The 17,435-nt window shown below is 38.8% G+C and carries 19 protein-coding genes; 18 read left to right on the top strand and 1 reads right to left on the bottom strand.

The genetic code is table 11. The annotated features are described in order from the left end of the window. The first annotated feature begins 61 nt into the window (after positions 1-61). The 10 genes from murD to VEHSUH06_RS07135 all read left to right on the top strand — a co-directional run bounded on the left by murD (position 62) and on the right by VEHSUH06_RS07135 (position 10,144). On the top strand, positions 62-1,432 hold the full coding sequence (murD, locus tag VEHSUH06_RS07180; RefSeq protein ID WP_105098335.1) for a UDP-N-acetylmuramoyl-L-alanine--D-glutamate ligase: 1,371 nt from the start codon (positions 62-64) through the stop codon (positions 1,430-1,432). Next, complete coding sequence (gene murG, locus VEHSUH06_RS07175) at positions 1,432-2,541, top strand: undecaprenyldiphospho-muramoylpentapeptide beta-N-acetylglucosaminyltransferase (protein ID WP_105098334.1); 1,110 nt, start codon at positions 1,432-1,434, stop codon at positions 2,539-2,541. The genes murD and murG overlap by 1 nt, the downstream gene beginning before the upstream one ends. A gap of 14 nt (positions 2,542-2,555) precedes the next feature. Further along, positions 2,556-3,938: a UDP-N-acetylmuramate--L-alanine ligase gene (gene murC, locus VEHSUH06_RS07170; protein ID WP_105098333.1), complete on the top strand. Its 1,383-nt coding sequence runs from the start codon at positions 2,556-2,558 to the stop codon at positions 3,936-3,938. Then, positions 3,935-4,867, top strand: coding sequence for a D-alanine--D-alanine ligase (locus VEHSUH06_RS07165; protein ID WP_009351744.1), 933 nt, complete (start codon positions 3,935-3,937; stop codon positions 4,865-4,867). Before murC ends, VEHSUH06_RS07165 begins: the two co-directional genes overlap by 4 nt. 28 nt (positions 4,868-4,895) lie before the next feature. Continuing rightward, positions 4,896-5,777 (top strand): cell division protein FtsQ/DivIB, encoded by an 882-nt coding sequence (locus VEHSUH06_RS07160; RefSeq protein ID WP_105098332.1) that lies wholly within the window; start codon positions 4,896-4,898, stop codon positions 5,775-5,777. Further along, positions 5,778-6,473 (top strand): DUF881 domain-containing protein, encoded by a 696-nt coding sequence (locus VEHSUH06_RS07155; RefSeq protein WP_105098331.1) that lies wholly within the window; start codon positions 5,778-5,780, stop codon positions 6,471-6,473. Continuing rightward, complete coding sequence (locus VEHSUH06_RS07150; protein WP_105098330.1) at positions 6,470-6,814, top strand: small basic family protein; 345 nt, start codon at positions 6,470-6,472, stop codon at positions 6,812-6,814. The genes VEHSUH06_RS07155 and VEHSUH06_RS07150 overlap by 4 nt, the downstream gene beginning before the upstream one ends. Before the next feature lie 138 nt (positions 6,815-6,952). Next, the gene (ftsZ, locus tag VEHSUH06_RS07145; protein WP_054748656.1) at positions 6,953-7,993 is read left to right on the top strand and encodes a cell division protein FtsZ; all 1,041 of its coding nucleotides are present in this window, start codon (positions 6,953-6,955) and stop codon (positions 7,991-7,993) included. A gap of 80 nt (positions 7,994-8,073) precedes the next feature. Then, positions 8,074-8,643: an outer membrane beta-barrel protein gene (locus VEHSUH06_RS07140; RefSeq protein WP_054748658.1), complete on the top strand. Its 570-nt coding sequence runs from the start codon at positions 8,074-8,076 to the stop codon at positions 8,641-8,643. A 253-nt stretch (positions 8,644-8,896) separates the two neighbouring features. After that, a complete protein-coding gene (locus VEHSUH06_RS07135) occupies positions 8,897-10,144 on the top strand; it encodes an aminotransferase class I/II-fold pyridoxal phosphate-dependent enzyme (protein WP_105082082.1) in 1,248 nt (415 codons plus the stop codon). A 132-nt stretch (positions 10,145-10,276) separates the two neighbouring features. Here VEHSUH06_RS07135 and VEHSUH06_RS07130 read toward each other — a convergent pair whose 3' ends face one another. Continuing rightward, entirely contained in the window at positions 10,277-10,546 is a 270-nt protein-coding gene (locus tag VEHSUH06_RS07130) for a DUF896 domain-containing protein (protein WP_105098329.1), read from the bottom strand. Between the two features lie 123 nt (positions 10,547-10,669). Here VEHSUH06_RS07130 and nth point away from each other — a divergent pair, with 123 nt between their 5' ends. From nth to VEHSUH06_RS07090, 8 genes are all read left to right on the top strand, one after another. After that, positions 10,670-11,305 (top strand): endonuclease III, encoded by a 636-nt coding sequence (gene nth, locus VEHSUH06_RS07125; RefSeq protein ID WP_105098328.1) that lies wholly within the window; start codon positions 10,670-10,672, stop codon positions 11,303-11,305. Between the two features lies 1 nt (position 11,306). Continuing rightward, positions 11,307-12,746 (top strand): hypothetical protein, encoded by a 1,440-nt coding sequence (locus VEHSUH06_RS07120; RefSeq protein WP_105098327.1) that lies wholly within the window; start codon positions 11,307-11,309, stop codon positions 12,744-12,746. A gap of 110 nt (positions 12,747-12,856) precedes the next feature. Continuing rightward, the gene (locus tag VEHSUH06_RS07115; RefSeq protein WP_005386267.1) at positions 12,857-13,126 is read left to right on the top strand and encodes a YdbC family protein; all 270 of its coding nucleotides are present in this window, start codon (positions 12,857-12,859) and stop codon (positions 13,124-13,126) included. Positions 13,127-13,205: 79 nt separating this feature from the next. Continuing rightward, entirely contained in the window at positions 13,206-13,403 is a 198-nt protein-coding gene (gene rpmE, locus VEHSUH06_RS07110; protein ID WP_004696185.1) for a 50S ribosomal protein L31, read from the top strand. 57 nt (positions 13,404-13,460) lie between these two features. Then, positions 13,461-14,366: a DUF1385 domain-containing protein gene (locus VEHSUH06_RS07105; RefSeq protein ID WP_105098326.1), complete on the top strand. Its 906-nt coding sequence runs from the start codon at positions 13,461-13,463 to the stop codon at positions 14,364-14,366. Between the two features lie 2 nt (positions 14,367-14,368). Then, on the top strand, positions 14,369-15,451 hold the full coding sequence (gene prfA, locus VEHSUH06_RS07100) for a peptide chain release factor 1 (RefSeq protein WP_009351626.1): 1,083 nt from the start codon (positions 14,369-14,371) through the stop codon (positions 15,449-15,451). Beyond that, the gene (gene prmC / locus VEHSUH06_RS07095) at positions 15,444-16,313 is read left to right on the top strand and encodes a peptide chain release factor N(5)-glutamine methyltransferase (RefSeq protein WP_105098325.1); all 870 of its coding nucleotides are present in this window, start codon (positions 15,444-15,446) and stop codon (positions 16,311-16,313) included. The genes prfA and prmC overlap by 8 nt, the downstream gene beginning before the upstream one ends. A 1-nt stretch (position 16,314) precedes the next feature. Continuing rightward, entirely contained in the window at positions 16,315-17,346 is a 1,032-nt protein-coding gene (locus VEHSUH06_RS07090) for an L-threonylcarbamoyladenylate synthase (protein WP_105098324.1), read from the top strand. Positions 17,347-17,435: the final 89 nt, after the last annotated feature.

Here is a 17,435-nt window from a genome sequence, read left to right as displayed (position 1 = left end):
AATAATGGTATGCTTATAGGATAGGAATACATTATTTTTGTAGATAATTTAGGTGATACAGATGGAATACGGAGATAAACATATACTTGTACTTGGCGCTGGTGCCAGCGGTATAGGCGCATCCTGGGTATTAGCCCAAGTGGGTGCTCATGTTGTGTTAAATGATTATAAGCCTGTAATGTTGCCTACTACGGAGGAAGGACGTTTAGTTTCTGCTGGGGTAGAAATTATTACAGGTCGTCAAGATGAATCCTTGCTAGATGGCGTGGATCGCATTGTTATTTCTCCAGGTATTTCTTTAGATATTCCCATTGTAAAAGCAGCTCAAGCTCGCGGCATTGATGTGGTTAGCGAAGTAGAGTTAGCTTACGAAGTATCTAAATCACCTATCGTAGCTGTTACAGGTACAAATGGTAAGACTACGACTACAACCTTATTAACTAAAGTGCTAGAAGGTTCTGGAAAGCCAGTTCGCGTTGGTGGAAACATTGGCGACTCTCTTAGTGAAGTGGCCTATTCGATGCCAGCAGGTGGTTTTTTAGTAGCCGAGCTATCTAGCTATCAATTAGAGACAATTAAGCATTTTAGACCTATTGGGGCTATTATGCTCAATATTACGCCAGATCATTTAGCGCGTCATAAGACGATGGAAAGCTATATTGCGGCTAAGGAACGGATCTTTGAAAACCAATTGAAATCGGACTACTTAGTTCTCAACATTGATGATTCTGTAGTAGCTGATATGGAGCATCGTGCGCCTAGTCACATTCTACAAATTAGTCAAAAACAAACTGTTGAGAATGGAGCATATTATGCTAATGGTCAGTGTTATGTAGTAAAGAACGGCGTAGCGACAGCTGTTATTGGCGATGAAGATATTCATATTCCAGGTAGTCATAATATCGAAAATATCTTAACGGTTATTGCTTTAACCTATGCGTTAGGTGTACCTGTAGTGGAAATCCATCGCATTATTAGTGAATTTCACGGTGTAGAACATCGGTTGGAACGGGTTAAAACAATCGATGGGATTACATTCTATAATGACTCTAAGGCGACCAATGTTGATTCTGTAGTTAAAGCTTTGGAATCTTTTGATAAACCAGTTATTCTGCTGGCTGGTGGTCATGATAAAATGACACCTTTAGAAGAGTTTATGCAGCTTGTTAAAGAAAATACAAAAGCTGTCATTTTCATGGGGGAAGCAGCAGAACGATTTGAAGCGGCTGCAAAAGAGGCTGGTGTAGAACCTATTTACCGCGCTTTATCTATGAAAGACGCTGTAGAACAAGGTTATAAATTAGCTGAGTCTGGTGATATTGTATTACTATCTCCAGCTTGTGCAAGCTTTGACTGGTACAGTTGTTTCGAAGAACGCGGTGACGACTTTAAAGCCTGTGTTCAGATGTTGCAAGAAGGGGGACACCATTAATGAAAAAAATCATTATTTCTGGTGGTGGCACTGGTGGACATATATATCCAGCAATAACTATATATAAGGAAATCATGAAACAACACCCTGATGCAAAGGTTTTATATGTAGGGACAAAGCAAGGCTTAGAAGCTACATTAGTTCCTAAAGAGGGGATTGAGTTTACTACGATTCCCGTACAAGGTTTGCAACGTCAATTATCATTGGGTACATTAGTCACATTAGGTAAAACTGCGTTAGGCATAGTTAAAGCTAATGCTATTATTTGTAAATTTCGACCGGATGTGGTAATTGGTACGGGTGGTTATGTATGTGGGCCTATACTCATGGCAGCTGCATTACATAACATTCCAACCTTAATTCAAGAGCAGAATGTCATTGCAGGCATTACTAATAAAATTTTGAGCCGTTTTGTTGATGTTGTAGCGATGGGCTATAAGGATGCAGCAGCATCTTTTTCGAAAGCAAAACGCGTAGTGTATACTGGTAATCCAGTTCGTCCTGAGGTGTTAGTTGACTCAATAACAGCGGGGCGCAATTATTTCAATTTAAGTGATGATACTTTCACAGTCCTCATAGCGGGTGGTTCTCGGGGGGCGCGAACCATCAATAATGCCATGATTGATGTACATAAGCATTTCCAAGGTAAAGAAGGGATTAAATTAATTCATATTACAGGCAGTGGGGAGTATGAATCTGTACTATCTCAATTGGGTATTACCGATGGGGAAGGCTTGGGTCAATCATCTTTAATTTTGCCGTATTTACATGATATGCCGAAGGCTTTAGCTGCCGCTGATTTAGCTGTGTTTAGATCTGGTGCTATAGGTCTTGCTGAATTAGCAGTTCGTGGTATTCCATCTGTATTGGTGCCGTATCCATATGCAGCGGAAGACCATCAAACCTATAATGCGCGTATCTTTGTGCAAGAAGGGGCGGCTCACATGATCGTTGATAAAATGTTGAGTGCTCATGACTTAATAGGTGAAATTGAGATGTTTATGGACAACCGTGATTTGTTGGCACAAATGGGAGAACGAGCATTGCAGTTGGGCAAACCAAATGCAGCTCAAGATATTGCAAAACTTGCATTATCTATTGCAAAGTAACAAGGAGAGGTTTTATGTTAGATGGTATTCACAAGATTCACCTCATTGGTATCGGTGGATCTGGCATGCGTGCTATAGCGAATATTTTAATTCAAAAAGGTTATGACGTATCTGGTTCAGATGTAGCTGAATCTGCAGTTATTTCTAAGTTTAGAGAAATGGGTGCTACTGTTCATATTGGTCATAATAAAGAATATGTAAATGGTGTAGATGCAGTAGTTCGTTCTACAGCGATTCGTGAGGATAATCCTGAAATCGTCGCTGCGAAAGAACAAGGAATTACCATTTTGCATCGCTCTGATATTGTAAAAGCAGTGCTTGATGTAACGGATGGCATCGCAGTAGCAGGGGCACACGGTAAGACTTCTACTACATCTATGATTGGCCAAATCTTAGTAGAAGCCGATGCAGACCCTACGGTAATTATTGGTGGTGAAGTCGATTACCTTAAAGGCAGCAGCTGTCTTGGTAAAGGCCACTTCTCCGTTGTAGAGGCGGATGAAAGTGACGGGTCTTTCTTGAAGTTGCGTCCACATACTATTGTTATTACTAATATTGAAGATGATCATATGGATCACTACAAAACGATGGATAATTTGCTTAATGCATTCTGTGAGTTTGTAGAAACACTTCCAGAAAATGGCAAGGCCATCGTATGTGGTGACAATGAAAGTATTCGCTATGTTATGAATCGCGTAAAACGCAACTTTATTACTTATGGCTTAGATGACAGTAATGATTATGTAGCTAAAAATATTCACTATGTAGATTCTACGTTGGTATACGATGTATATCATAAAGGTGTTAATATTGATCGCGTTCGTTTGCGTGTACCTGGTGACCACAACGTATTGAATTCTTTAGCGGCATTTATTGTGGCTCATGATTGTTGTGGCGTAGAAGCACGTGTTATTACTAAAGGCTTAGGCAAATTTATAGGTGCAAAACGCCGTTTTGAAACGAAAGGCCATGTAGCTGGCGTGTGGGTTGTAGATGATTATGCTCATCATCCTACAGAAATTAAAGCTACTTTGAAAGCAGCAAAAGAACTTGAGAAACATCGTGTCATCTGTGTATTCCAACCACATCGATTCTCACGGACAAGTTTGTTGAAGGATGAGTTTGCTACTGCTTTCACAAGCGCTGACGAAGTGTACATGACAGACATTTATAGTTCTGGTGAAGATCCGATCCCTGGTATTGATGGGACTACGATTCCAAATGCCATCAAAGAGGCTACCGGTCAAGACGTAAATTATGTACCATCTGTTGATGATTTACCTGAAGTATTGGCAAAAGTAGTAAGACCAAATGACTTGGTTATTACAATGGGCGCTGGTTCTATCAATCAATATGGCCCAAAATTATTAGCGATATTGGAGGAAGGCTTACAATGAAAGATAAACAAATAATCGTATTGATGGGTGGTCCTTCCGAAGAAGCTGAAGTATCTCGTCGCACAGGCGCTGCTATTGCAGAAGCACTTGTGAGCAAAGGGTATAAGGCTCAAACATTAGAACTTAATCCTCGTACAGTATTGAAAGATATCGATTCCTTAGGCGGTGAAGTCGTATTTAATGCTATTCATGGTCGCTATGGTGAAGATGGTGCTTTGCAAGGCCTTTTAGAAATGGCAGAAATCCCATATACTGGCTCTGGCATCATGGCTCATGCTGTGGGCATGAATAAAAAAGTAAGTAAAGACGTATTTAAAGGCGCTAATATTCCAACTGCAAGATCTGAATCCTATAATGGTAATCTTGAATCTGCCGAGGCAATTATCGATCATATTCGTAAAGAATTTACTATTCCTGTAGTTGTTAAGTCTGCTACGCAAGGCTCCAGCATTGGCGTTACAATCGTTCGTGAGGAATCACAATTAGAAGCAGCAGTAACAGAGGCTCTTAAATATGATCCAATTCTCGTAGTAGAACAATTCCTTGATGGTCGCGAGTTTACGGTGGCTGTTTTGGATGGTAAAGCATTGTCAGTCATTGAAATTCGTCCACATTCTGGCGAATATGACTACAAAAGCAAATACACTGTAGGTGCTACAGAATACTTGGTACCAGCACCTATTAGCGACGAAATGACTGCTGAAATGCAACGCATTGGGGAACTTGTGTATCGCGAGGTGCAAGGCAGTGGGGTTATTCGTGTAGATATTATGACAGATCATGCAGATAAAATGTATGTTCTTGAGTACAATACCGTTCCTGGTATGACGGCAACGTCTTTAGTACCAAAAGCAGCTAATGAAATGGGAATTGATTTCCCTACATTATGTGAAAAAATTCTATTAACAGCTAGTATAGGGAAATTTTAAAGGCTAAATAGAACAGAAGGAGTTATCTATGGATGATAAGCAAAACCATCCATCCAACTCTGGGGAGATGCAGTCTTCTACACCTGTTCGAGACGAACGGGCTGTATTTAGAAAACGAGTGTTAAAAATCGGTGGTGCAGTTACTCTCGTGTTGGTGGGGTTGTTTACACTACCTATTCCTTTTGGATCCTTAAAGATTACGGGTTCGGATAAGGTAACTGTACAAGATGTAATGGTGGCAGGTGATATACATGAACCTGTCAATATTTTGCAAATTAGTACAGAAAAATTAAAATCTAGATTGGCAAAGGATTTGCGGGTTGAAGAGGCCCAAATACGATATCAATTGCCACTGACTATGGAGGTTCACATTGTAGAACGTAAGGCCGTTGCTGTAGTACCGGCCCAGTTCGGATACTTAACGATTGATAGTAAAGGTCAAGTTATCGCATCAGAACCAGCTATACAAGATACATCTGTACCAATGATTTCTGGTGTGAAAGCTGGAAATATTTTATTAGGCGATACAGTTGTAGATAAGCCGATTCTAGCGGCTCTTGAGTATTTGAATTCTCTTGATGAAAATACGTTCAAGAATATTGCAGAGGTCAATATTGGTGATCCTGATGCGATTATGGCTTATACTGTATCTGGTGTACAGATTCGCTTAGGTGATGGTAAAGACTTACCTAAAAAGGCAGAGCTAACACAGTCGATGTTACAAGATATTAAGAAAACTCATGGTAATGTACAATATATAGATGTTAATATTTCATCACCGTACATTAAGACTGATGTAATTCCGGAAGGAAAGAAACATCAAAATGGGGCACCGACTACGGAAACTTCATCTACTAAGAAAGATGATACAAAACAAGATAAACAAGGTCATGTTGAAGATAAAAGGTAGATGATTGTCGTGAGACACGAACGGTGGGCAATAGCCTTAGTCAGTTGTATATTAGGGTTCATGGTTGTAACTCAATATAAGATGACACAAGATAATATAGAAGAAAACATTCGCTTGCAACGGGCTGGTGATTTAGCCGTTCAACTACGTGAAGCCCAAAGCGAGCGGGATGCTTTATTGAAGCAAATAGAAACGCTTAAACAAAATGGTACTACTACAGACGTTAAAGTTGATGAGCAGCTCATGATGAGAGCGGCCTTAACAAATGTTAAAGGTTCTGGAGTTAGCGTGTTAATCGAAGATAGTTTAAAACCAATTCAAAGTGGTGAAAATCCTAACTTGTTTGTAATTCATGATGAAGATATTTTACGTATCGTTAATGAGTTACGCGCTGGTGGGGCTGAGGCGATAGCTATCAATGATCAACGGTTGATTGGTACATCAGAAATACGTTGTTCCGGTCCTACTATTACAGTTAATGGGAAAGTCTTTGGGGCTCCCTTCGTTGTAAAAGCTATTGGTGATCCTAAAACGTTAAACTCTGCGCTTACTATGCGTGGTGGCGTAGTCGATTCGCTTAAACATTGGGGAATTAAAGTAACTATCAAGGAAGAGAATGAGATAGCTATTCCAGCTTTTACAGGAACCTTCCGAGAAGAACATATGAAGCCTAATGAGTTAGGAGGTAAAGAATGAATATTTATATCTTTGCCATCGTTGGGCTCATTGTAGGGGCTACATTAGGTTGGATAGCACCATTTCATATTCCTATCAGTTATGCGAATTATACATCTGTAGCGGTTCTGGCAGCGTTGGATGCAGTGTTTGGCGGTAGTCGAGCTGCCTTGGAACGAATTTTTGATCTTAGTAATTTTGTGATTGGGTTCTTTTCAAATGTAGTGTTAGCTGTTATTCTTGTATATGTAGGCGACCTAATTGGTATTAATCTATATTATGTAGCTCTCATTGGGTTTGGGTTGCGAGTATTTATTAATGTAGGTGCTATACGCAAGATTATTATGACTAAGCGGTTCTAATAAATCACATTCTATATAGTGGAAAGTTTTTAAATTTTAGTGTAAAATAAATGTAATTGTTATAAGATAGTCAGTATATAAATCGATACATTGGGACGTATATTGATACGATAAATAACGATAAGAGGAGGAAGTTCAATGTCTGATTTTGCAAATATTAAAGTTATCGGTGTTGGTGGCGGTGGTAACAACGCTGTTAATCGCATGGTAGATAACCAAATTAAAGGTGTTCAATTCTTAGCAGTTAATACGGAAAACCAAGTGCTTGAATTGTCTAAAGCAGATGTAACAATTCAAATTGGTGAAAAAGTAACTAAAGGTCTTGGTGCAGGTGCTAATCCACAAGTTGGTGAAGAAGCTGCTCAAGAAAGTCGCGAAGAAATCATCAAAGCTCTTGAAGGTGCTGACATGGTATTCGTAACTGCAGGTATGGGTGGTGGTACTGGTACTGGTGCTGCTCCAATCGTTGCAGAATGTGCTAAAGAAGTTGGTGCGTTAACTGTAGGCGTAGTAACTAAACCTTTCGCGTTCGAAGGTAAACGCCGTCGTGCTGCAGCAGAAAAAGGTATTGAGTTCTTGACTCAAAAAGTTGATACAATTATCGTTATCCCTAATGACAAATTATTACAAGTTGTTGATAAAAAATGTACTATTACTGATGCATTCAGTAAAGCCGATGATGTTCTTCGCCAAGGTATCAAAGGTATTTCCGACTTGATTCAAATTCCTGGTTTGATTAACCTTGACTTTGCTGACGTTAAAACTATCATGACAGAACAAGGCGAAGCTTTGATGGGGATTGGTGTTGGCGAAGGTGAAAACCGCGCTGCTGACGCTGCAAAAATGGCTATTAACAGCCCGTTGTTGGAAACTTCTATCGATGGTGCAAAAGGCATCTTGCTTAATATTTCTGGTAGCTCTGATTTGAGCATCTTTGAAGTTAATGAAGCAGCTGAAATTATTTCTGATGCAGCAGATCCTGATGCTAATATTATCTTCGGTTCTGTTATCGATGAAAGCTTGGGCGATAAAGTACAAATTACAGTTGTTGCTACTGGCTTCAATTCTAGTGCAAAAAGTGTACCAGAATTCGGTAAAACAACGACTACATCTCGTCCAGCATCCACTACAAATTCTAACAGTGGTATCCCTGATATCCCTGTATTCATGAAACGCTAATTTATAGAGTGTATAACTATAACATCTGTAAATAGTAACTTAGTAAGACATACAAATAGGTATGTGTATAGGAGGTACAAATGAAGAAATTAGTATTATTAACTCTAGCAGCAACAGTTGTAGCAGGTAGTGCATTTGCTGCAGCACCTGTAACAAAAATTAGCGATGGTTCCACTAAGGTACAAGCTGATTATGCATTTAAACAACATGTATCCAAAGGTGGCGGTAATAGCAACGATGGTTTCGGTGTTTCTTTGCAACACGATCTTTCCGATAAAACGGCAGTACAATATTCTTACGATAAAGTAAATGCAAAAAATGGTGATATCAAAGATCATCAATTAGCATTAGTTTACAAAGTGCATCCAAACGTAAACGTTTATGGTGCAGGTACTGCAATTCGTACAAATGACACTGAACTAGGCTTCCAAGCTGGTGTTATCGGTCATGTACCTTTGACAGACAAAGTAAACGGCTTTGCTAAAGCTGGTTGGGGTAACGATATTAAGCAAACTTACCAAGTAGGTGCTCAATACGAAGTACGCCCTGATATCGATTTAAATCTATACTATGGCTATGATAAATATAGCGTAGATAGCAATGATAAAACTGCAAAAGGTTTACACGCTGGTGTAGGCTACTCCTTCTAAGGAACTGGGGGACCACTCATAAGAGTGGTCCTTTTTTGTTATAAATTTACTGTTTTTTGTATATTATTAATTTTGAATCCTTTGTATAGGATATTTGATATATTCTATACAAAGCTAGATTAATGATTAAATTGAATGTGATTAGTAAAATTTCTTATGTATACAATATATTTTCTGAATACACATTGTATAATTAAATAAGTTTAGGTATTATAAATGTGTAATATTCATTTTAGATAGGATGGTGTAAGTTATGACAAGTGTAGCTGCAAAGCATGCAAAAGGGAAAAAATTAAAAGACGTGATCTTCGTTACTGCTGGACAAGCATTAGCTGATGCTAAAGAAAATGGTCGCGAGAACGTTGTAAATGGTACTTTAGGTGCTATTCACGATGAAGATGGCAAATTAGTTTTCCTCAAAACCGTTAAAGAAGAATATTTGGGTCTTTCTGACACTGAACATATTGGCTATGCTCCAATTGCAGGTGTTCCAGAGTTTTTAGCAGCTGCTGAGAAAGAATGTTTTGGTAATTCTCGTCCTGAAGGTCACATCCGTAGCATCGCTACAGCTGGTGGCACTGGCGGTATCCATCACTTAATTCATAACTATACTGAGCCTGGTGATGAAGTGTTAACTGCTGACTGGTACTGGGGTGCTTATAAAGTAATTTGTAGCGACATTGGTCGTACACTTGTAACGTACTCTTTATTTGATGAGCAAAATAACTTTAATCATGAAGCATTTAAAAATCGTGTAAACGAATTAGCAGCAAGACAAACAAATGTAGTAATCCTATTTAATACACCTGGTAATAACCCAACTGGTTACTCTATTGAAGATAAAGATTGGGACTCCATCCTTAATTTCTTGAAAGAACTTGTTGCGATTGGTCGTAATAATGTCATCATTGGTATTGATGTGGCGTATCTTGACTTCTCTGGTGATAGAGAGGAAGTACGTGGATTCTTTAGCAAATTTGGGCACTTGCCAAAAGCTATCCTTACATGTGTGTGCTATAGCTTGTCTAAAGGCTTTACTATGTACGGTCAACGTGTAGGTGCTATGATTGGTATTTCTGATGACGAAGAAATCGCTGATGAATTCTTAGAAATCAACAAAAATACTAGCCGTGCAACATGGTCTAATATTTGTCGTCCTGCAATGCGTACAATGGCAAATATTGTGGCAGATCCTGTTAAATTTAAAACCTATGAAGAGGAGCGTAATAGCTATTACCAATTGATTCGCGATCGTGCTGACATCTTCAAACAAGAAGCCGCACAAGTAGGCCTTCCTATGTTGCCTTACCGCGGTGGTTTCTTCATTACAATTCCTACAGATTCTGCTAATGCTATCTGCGAAGAATTGAAGAAAGAACATGTTTATGTTATTGCTTTAGCTAAGGGTATTCGTGTGGCTGCCTGTGGTATTCCTAAATTCCAAATGACAGGACTAGCTGAAAAAATTTATAATGTTATGAAACGCCTCGGTAAATTATAATACATAAGTTTCACTAATACTAAAGTCCGCTTGGTATATCAAGCGGACTTTTTGTGGTTAATAGAAAAATGTACGCATATTTGATGTATCATTTATGCGTACGTTTTTTATATTAATGTATATTTTTATATATTAGTGAATATCTTTATGTTCTTTAATGTCTTGGTCAGCTTTTTTAGCCAAGTTTTCGAGCGCTTGTTTAGGAGCTGTACGTTCACCTGTTTCAGGATCCACGAATTCAACACGGTCCAATGTATCTGTGATTTGGCCTCGAATGAAGCTTAAGTAAATTTCATAAAGTTCTTTTTTTTCTGCTAATTCCTCTGGTGTGAGTTGTTGCCCAGATTTTTTCTTTGCTGCTAGTTCATTTATACGTTTTAATGTATCGTTAATATTGCTCATATTGACCTCCTGTATTCTATATTAGAATAACATGATTTATTATAACATAGAACTAAATGAATACGTATGGTAAGATATAAGTTGTACGCGTCTGTACTTTCACAAGTGAGAAAGGAGAGTTATATGCGTGTAACAAAAGCAATAAAGGCAGAGCAATTGAAATTATTGCAAGAGCATTATTTTGATGCAAAACCTGCCCTTGAGTATACAAATGAATTTGAATTATTAGTGGCAGTCGTATTATCTGCACAATGTACGGATGAGAGAGTTAATATTGTTACTAAACGGTTATTTCCTGAACTAAATCATCCGGCTAAGATGTTAGCAATTGGGGTTACCAAATTAGAAACTCTGATTAAGGACTGTGGCCTTTATAAATCTAAAGCCAAAAATTTGATTGCCACTTGTCAGATTCTAGTAGAACAATACCACGGGGAAGTGCCACGGGAGTTTGATCAACTCGTTGAATTACCTGGTGTAGGTCGTAAGACTGCAAATGTGGTAGTATCTGTATTGTTTGGTACGCCAGCGATTGCTGTAGATACTCATGTATTCCGTGTGTCTAACCGATTAAAACTGGGTATTGCTAAAACACCAGAAGAGATGGAATTAAAGTTGCAAAAGGCAATTCCTAAAGAGGATTGGTCGGCTGCTCATCACTGGTTGATTTATCATGGTCGTAAACTATGTAAGGCTCGTAAGCCATTATGTGAAGAATGTTTTTTAAATCACTTATGTCCTTCAGCTGGAAAGGTTTAATATGAAAGTAAATAACGAAGAATTTATTGCCCTTTGTGCTACTCATAGCATTGAAGGTATTGATATTGTAAATGAGTTAATGCGTTTTAAAGTGTTAGATCAATTAATTTCTAGTAATGCTAGCTCCCGTGAGTGGGGCGTTACGGCTGATGATTTATATGCGTTAGCAGAAAAATCTACAGTAGAATCTTTTGGCCCTGTTCCATATGATTTGAATACATTCCAAGCTCTATATGGCCCTTCCTTTAGAGTCGAATTATTTGATTTTATTAGTGACACAGGTATTTTAGATGGTCTAGATGTTGGTACTATCTGGGAGACTCCTGTTCGTGAAAGTATTGAAGCTCATAGCAAAACAGGGGAGCTGGTTCTTTACGCCTATGTAGAAGAATATGCTGGTATGGTAGGAGAAATTCTTCAATCTTATGAAGATAAAAAGGTTGTTCTCTACACAGCGTCTCCAGTATGCTATAGCATCTTATCTCGTCTATATCCAATGGCTCAAATCATTAATCATTGGCCACATCGCAGTTACTTTGATCATATCTTTACAGGTACTGTGGGTATGTTCCAATCTTCTGAAGATATTGTAGAAGAAGTGGCTAACGGTTTACATAACTTGGTGCCAGAAGGGACTGCACAATTGTTCTTACCTGCTACGATGGCACAAAATCAATTGGGCTTAAACAATATGGCCTTACAATTCTTTTTGAACCAAAAACGTGTGGAAGTAATTCGCGAGTGGACTCCTTTAGGGGCCTATGAAATCGTATACGGTAAATACGATGTTAAAAAGATGCGCGTTGGCCTTCGTGAACGTGTAGGTGACGAGTGGAAGGCGATTAATTATATTCCGTTGCCTCATGGTGTATTTGCTCAATTACCAGTATTTACAGTGTTGAATTATGGCTTATCTTTGCGCTCTATTTCATTGCCAGGTGGTCAAACAGATGTGGCGTTAGGTCAAGATGGTATTTACTGTATCGATAGTCGAGTATCTGAATTAGGTCGCAATGCTCTAGTTGAAAGTGGAGCATACTTCCTTACTTTCAAACGTCATACAGATCATGTAGACGTAGATATTACGACAGATGCACCTACAGATGATGTATACTGGATGTTCCCTGACGCAGAACTTGCTTATATGTGGTATGCGTACTTCTGCAGTACCATTGGTCAAACATTGATTCAAGAAATTTCTATGCTTGTGCAAACAGCTGAATCCTTCGGCTATATGCTTAGCAGCGTACGTCGTCGCGTTTTAGATGTAAAAGATGAAGCTCAATTAATTGAATCTGTTCAGGCAGCAGATGAAGCGTATATTAACGCTGTCACAGCAGCAACAGAGAACTGGAAAGAATCAGTAGATACATTAGGGGCTCAAGTTATGCCTCCTACAACATCTATTGATATTGAAGATTACAGCGACTATAAAAACTAATTGTAAAACTTAAGCTTTTAGTTTAAAATATATCGTATCCTAAAAAATATGAACTACTAAATATAGTAGGTAAGAAACATACTACACGCATGTGTAAGAAAGGAGGCACCATGGCAGTTATCAATTTTGAAATCTTCAAAGTTATCGGCACTTTGTCTGAAGATAAAGATGGTTGGAAAAAACAATTAACATGTACTAGCTGGGGCAAATACAATCCTAAGTTTGATCTTCGCGCTTGGGATAGTGAATATACAAGCATGAAAAAGGGTATTACTCTTTCTTTAGAGGAGCTTATTGCGTTACGCGATATCCTTAATGAAAGCGATTTAGAGACTATCCTAGCTGAGTCTATTGAAGAAAAACAAGCATCCAAGGAATAGTATTGGCAACTTGCATTTGTACAAGTGTCATGCTATAATCTATAAGAATAATATTGATTGTCGGAAAGAGGTGTATAGAATGAAACAAGGTATTCATCCAGACTATAAAGAAGCTACAGTAACTTGCGGTTGTGGCAACACATTCAAAACTGGCTCTGTAAAAGAAGACCTTCGTGTAGACGTTTGCTCCAAATGCCATCCGTTCTTCACTGGTCAACAACGCGCAGCTCAAGCTCGTGGTCGTATTGAACAATTTAACAAACGTTACGGCAAATAATTTGTCATGTAATGTAGCATCTATTGGCAGGGCTATGGGCTCTGCCTCTATTTGTTTATGAGAGGAGCTCTTGTGAACACAGAACGTATTAAAAAGTTTGTCGGTGGACAAGCTGTGATCGAAGGTGTCATGATGAGAGGCCCTGGCTATACGGCAACAGCTGTACGTGAGCCAGCAGGCACAATTGTAGTTCAAAAAGAGGCTACAAAATCTATTGCTGACACATATCCAATTTTGAAAAAACCATTTCTTCGTGGCTGTGTAGCTCTTTATGAATCTCTAGTGATTGGCATGAAGGCATTGTCTTTTTCTGCCAAGGCAGCTGGTGATGAAAAGGAGGAAATGTCTAATAGTGAAATTGCCATTACCATGGTTATTTCCACAGTCTTTGCGATAGCTGTATTTTTGGCTTTGCCAACATTTATCGTAAAATTTATTCCTGGTGTACAGGATAATCATGTAGTATTAAATCTCATTGAAGGTGTCATTCGTTTAGTGCTATTCTTGCTCTACATTTGGGGGATTGGTCTTACGAAGGATATTCAACGAGTTTTCCAATATCATGGGGCAGAGCATAAAACAATTCATACTTATGAATTAGATTTGCCTCTTACCGTAGAAAACGTTCGTAAACAAAGTCGGTTACATGCCCGATGTGGTACAAACTTCTTACTTATCGTTATGGTGGTGAGTATCTTTGTATTTGCTTTTTTAGGTTGGCCTAATTTGGTAGAACGTATTCTGAGCCGCGTACTGCTTATGCCCGTAGTAGCAGGTATTGCGTACGAGGTCATTCGTCTTGCTGGACGCAGTGAGCATTCCTTTGTGAAAGCCATCATTAAACCAGGTCTTGTATTACAATACATGACCACACGTGAACCAGAAGATGATCAAATTGAAGTAGCTATACGTGCTCTTGAAGAGGTTCGTCCTCCTGAGAGTGATGCATATGAAGAGGAATAAACATGTTAGTAGATAAATTACAAGTTATTGAAGATAAATTTATGGACCTTGAGCAGCGCATCAGTGACCCTGAAATTATTGCTCGCCAAGATGAATGGCGTAAATTGACACGTCAACATTCCCAATTATCTGAAACAGTTGAAACATTCCGTACTTATAAAAAAGTATTAGCTGGCCTTGATGAAGCTATGGAAGTTATCGAAGATAAATCTTTGGATGAAGAATTCCGCGAAATGGCTCAAGAGGAATTAAAAGAGTTAAAACCTCAAAAAGAGGAATTAGAAGAGAAGTTACAAATCCTCTTATTGCCGAAGGATCCTAATGACGATAAGAATATTATCATTGAAATTCGCGGTGGTGCTGGCGGTGACGAAGCAGCATTATTTGCAGGCGACTTGTTCCGTATGTACACAAAATATGCGGAAAGCCAAGGGTGGCGTTGTGAAATTATCGATGCGAATGAACCTGAACTAGGTGGCTTTAAAGAGGTTGTTTTCTCTGTAGAAGGTGAGAATGTATACTCTAAGATGAAATTCGAATCTGGTGTACATCGCGTACAACGTGTACCTGCTACAGAAACACAAGGTCGTGTACATACGTCTACAGTTACAGTAGCTGTATTACCAGAGATGGAAGATGTCGATATTGAAGTTAATGAAAAAGATTTAAAAATCGACACTTACCGTGCGAGTGGTGCAGGTGGCCAGCATATTAATAAAACTGAGTCTGCCGTTCGTATTACTCACTTACCAACTGGTATTGTTGTAGCATGCCAAGATCAACGTTCTCAGCTTAAAAATAAAGATAAAGCAATGCGCGTATTACGTGCTAAATTACAAGACCAAGCTGAACAAGAAGCGCAAGCTAGTATGGCAGCAGATCGTAAGAGCCAAGTTGGCACTGGTGACCGTAGTGAACGTATTCGTACGTACAACTACCCACAAGGTCGCGTAACAGATCACCGTATTAACTTAACACTTTATAAACTAGATGCTGTATTAAATGGCGATCTTGATGAAATAATTCAAGCCTTAAATGCTGCTGACCAAGCGGCAAAAATGCAGGAGGCTAATACAAATGCATAAGGAGATTTGGACAATCGGTCGTATTCTCCAGTGGACAGAGCAGTACTTTCAAAGCAAGGAGATGGATACACCTCGACTTGATGGGGAAGTACTGCTTTCTCACGTTTTAGGTAAAGATCGTATTTATCTATATACTCACTATGACCAACCTCTAATTCAAGAGGAGCTAGATGCCTTTAGACCACTTGTACAGCAAAGAGCTAAGGGATATAGTGTAGCATCTATTACGGGGCAAAAGGACTTTATGGGCCTTACCTTTAAGGTGAACGATAAAGTTTTAATTCCACGACCTGATACGGAAACATTGATTGAACATGTACTAGATACGTATTCTGAAGATTGTACTATACGCATTCTTGATATATGTACTGGTCCAGGGACGATATTGCTAAGTTTATTACACTATTTGCCAAATGCAGTAGGTGTAGGTTTAGATATCTCTACAGATGCTTTGCCACTAGCTAGAGAGAATGCAGACTCCTTTAAGTTAACTGAACGAGTTGAATTTAAAGACTCTGATATGTTTTCAGCTTTGCGTGGAACGGATGAGAAATTTGACCTCATCGTTTCTAATCCGCCATATATTCGTACTGGTGATGCAAAGATGTTGTCTCAAGATGTGTTAAATGAGCCTCATATTGCGTTATTTGGTGGAGAGGATGGACTTGTATTCTATCGTATTCTCGCCAGAGAATGTGGTGATTATTTAGAAACTAATGGTCGAGTAGCCTTTGAGGTTGGCTATGACCAAGCTGAGGCGGTAAGAAAACTATTAGAAGCAACCGGTCAATATTCAAATATTCAATTTATAGCTGATCTAGGTGGACATAATCGCGTAGTTACAGCTGTGTATGAGGGCTAATATGGATACTAAAATTATTACAAATCCATCTGAACAAGATATAGATATGTTAGCCCGTGCTTTACGCAATGGTGAATTGGTATCTATACCGACAGAAACTGTATATGGTTTGGGTGCTAATGGTCTAGATCCAGAGGCGATGGATAAAATCTATGCTGCCAAAGGCCGTCCATCAGATAATCCATTGATTTTGCATATTCCCAATAGTGAAAGTATTAAACCATTAGTCACTGAAGTTTCTTCAACGGCTCAAGCCTTGATGGATAATTTTTGGCCAGGACCTTTAACGATTACACTACCTAAGTCTGATTTAGTGCCAGACCGTGCAACAGGTGGGTTACCTCGTGTAGCGCTTCGCTGTCCTGATCATGATGGATGTCGCGTGTTGTTACAGCGTGCAGGTATACCTATAGCAGCGCCAAGTGCTAATATTTCAGGCCGTCCCAGTCCAACTACAGCTCAAGATGTATATAACGATATGAATGGTCGTATTTCTTATATTTTAGATGCTGGTCCTTGCACAATCGGAGTAGAGTCTACTGTAGTAGAAGTGCATGATGATAAAGTTATTATTTTACGACCAGGTGGTATTACAAAGGCACAGCTAGAAACTGTTGTTTCCAATGTCGAATACGATACAGCCTTAGTAGGTGCTGAAACTAAACCTAAGGCGCCTGGTATGAAGTATACACATTATGCTCCTGATGCACCTATGACTGTTGTCGTTGGTACTCCAGAATCTATAGCTAATACTTTTAATGAACTTTCTAAAGGTATAGAAGGGCCTATTGGCTGTTTAGTAAGTCATGAGACCTATGAGCTTATTAAAGATGATTCGCGTTTCATGTGCCATTGTTTTGGACATCATGGAGATGCACTCGCATTAGGCCATGACTTTTATAAAAGCCTATTACATTTTAACGAAAATCATGTTACCCTAATCTTAACAGAAGGTGTGAATGATGACGGTTTTGGTGTTGCCATTATGAACCGAATGGAAAAAGCATCCGGTCATCATATCATTTATAAGTAAATTTTCTAACATTATAAATGTCCACTGATAATAGAAATATGTCTTTACATATTGGATATTTTTGCTATAATGTATAAAGTAATCACAAA

The sequence above is a fragment of the Veillonella sp. S13053-19 genome (genome assembly GCF_002959835.1).
GTDB classification, from domain to species: Bacteria; Bacillota; Negativicutes; order Veillonellales; family Veillonellaceae; genus Veillonella; species Veillonella rogosae.
Note: the sequence above shows the minus strand (reverse complement) of the source record. Positions and strands in the feature narration are given on the sequence as shown.

Excerpts from the sequence above, each read along its gene's own strand:
- murD (WP_105098335.1), top strand. The coding sequence starts at position 62 with ATGGAATACGGAGATAAACATATACTTGTACTTGGCGCTGGTGCCAGC.
- murG (WP_105098334.1), top strand. The coding sequence starts at position 1,432 with ATGAAAAAAATCATTATTTCTGGTGGTGGCACTGGTGGACATATATAT.
- murC (WP_105098333.1), top strand. The coding sequence starts at position 2,556 with ATGTTAGATGGTATTCACAAGATTCACCTCATTGGTATCGGTGGATCT.
- VEHSUH06_RS07165 (WP_009351744.1), top strand. The coding sequence starts at position 3,935 with ATGAAAGATAAACAAATAATCGTATTGATGGGTGGTCCTTCCGAAGAA.
- VEHSUH06_RS07160 (WP_105098332.1), top strand. The coding sequence starts at position 4,896 with ATGGATGATAAGCAAAACCATCCATCCAACTCTGGGGAGATGCAGTCT.
- VEHSUH06_RS07155 (WP_105098331.1), top strand. The coding sequence starts at position 5,778 with ATGATTGTCGTGAGACACGAACGGTGGGCAATAGCCTTAGTCAGTTGT.
- VEHSUH06_RS07150 (WP_105098330.1), top strand. The coding sequence starts at position 6,470 with ATGAATATTTATATCTTTGCCATCGTTGGGCTCATTGTAGGGGCTACA.
- ftsZ (WP_054748656.1), top strand. The coding sequence starts at position 6,953 with ATGTCTGATTTTGCAAATATTAAAGTTATCGGTGTTGGTGGCGGTGGT.
- VEHSUH06_RS07140 (WP_054748658.1), top strand. The coding sequence starts at position 8,074 with ATGAAGAAATTAGTATTATTAACTCTAGCAGCAACAGTTGTAGCAGGT.
- VEHSUH06_RS07135 (WP_105082082.1), top strand. The coding sequence starts at position 8,897 with ATGACAAGTGTAGCTGCAAAGCATGCAAAAGGGAAAAAATTAAAAGAC.
- VEHSUH06_RS07130 (WP_105098329.1), bottom strand. The coding sequence starts at position 10,546 with ATGAGCAATATTAACGATACATTAAAACGTATAAATGAACTAGCAGCA.
- nth (WP_105098328.1), top strand. The coding sequence starts at position 10,670 with ATGCGTGTAACAAAAGCAATAAAGGCAGAGCAATTGAAATTATTGCAA.
- VEHSUH06_RS07120 (WP_105098327.1), top strand. The coding sequence starts at position 11,307 with ATGAAAGTAAATAACGAAGAATTTATTGCCCTTTGTGCTACTCATAGC.
- VEHSUH06_RS07115 (WP_005386267.1), top strand. The coding sequence starts at position 12,857 with ATGGCAGTTATCAATTTTGAAATCTTCAAAGTTATCGGCACTTTGTCT.
- rpmE (WP_004696185.1), top strand. The coding sequence starts at position 13,206 with ATGAAACAAGGTATTCATCCAGACTATAAAGAAGCTACAGTAACTTGC.
- VEHSUH06_RS07105 (WP_105098326.1), top strand. The coding sequence starts at position 13,461 with ATGAGAGGAGCTCTTGTGAACACAGAACGTATTAAAAAGTTTGTCGGT.
- prfA (WP_009351626.1), top strand. The coding sequence starts at position 14,369 with ATGTTAGTAGATAAATTACAAGTTATTGAAGATAAATTTATGGACCTT.
- prmC (WP_105098325.1), top strand. The coding sequence starts at position 15,444 with ATGCATAAGGAGATTTGGACAATCGGTCGTATTCTCCAGTGGACAGAG.
- VEHSUH06_RS07090 (WP_105098324.1), top strand. The coding sequence starts at position 16,315 with ATGGATACTAAAATTATTACAAATCCATCTGAACAAGATATAGATATG.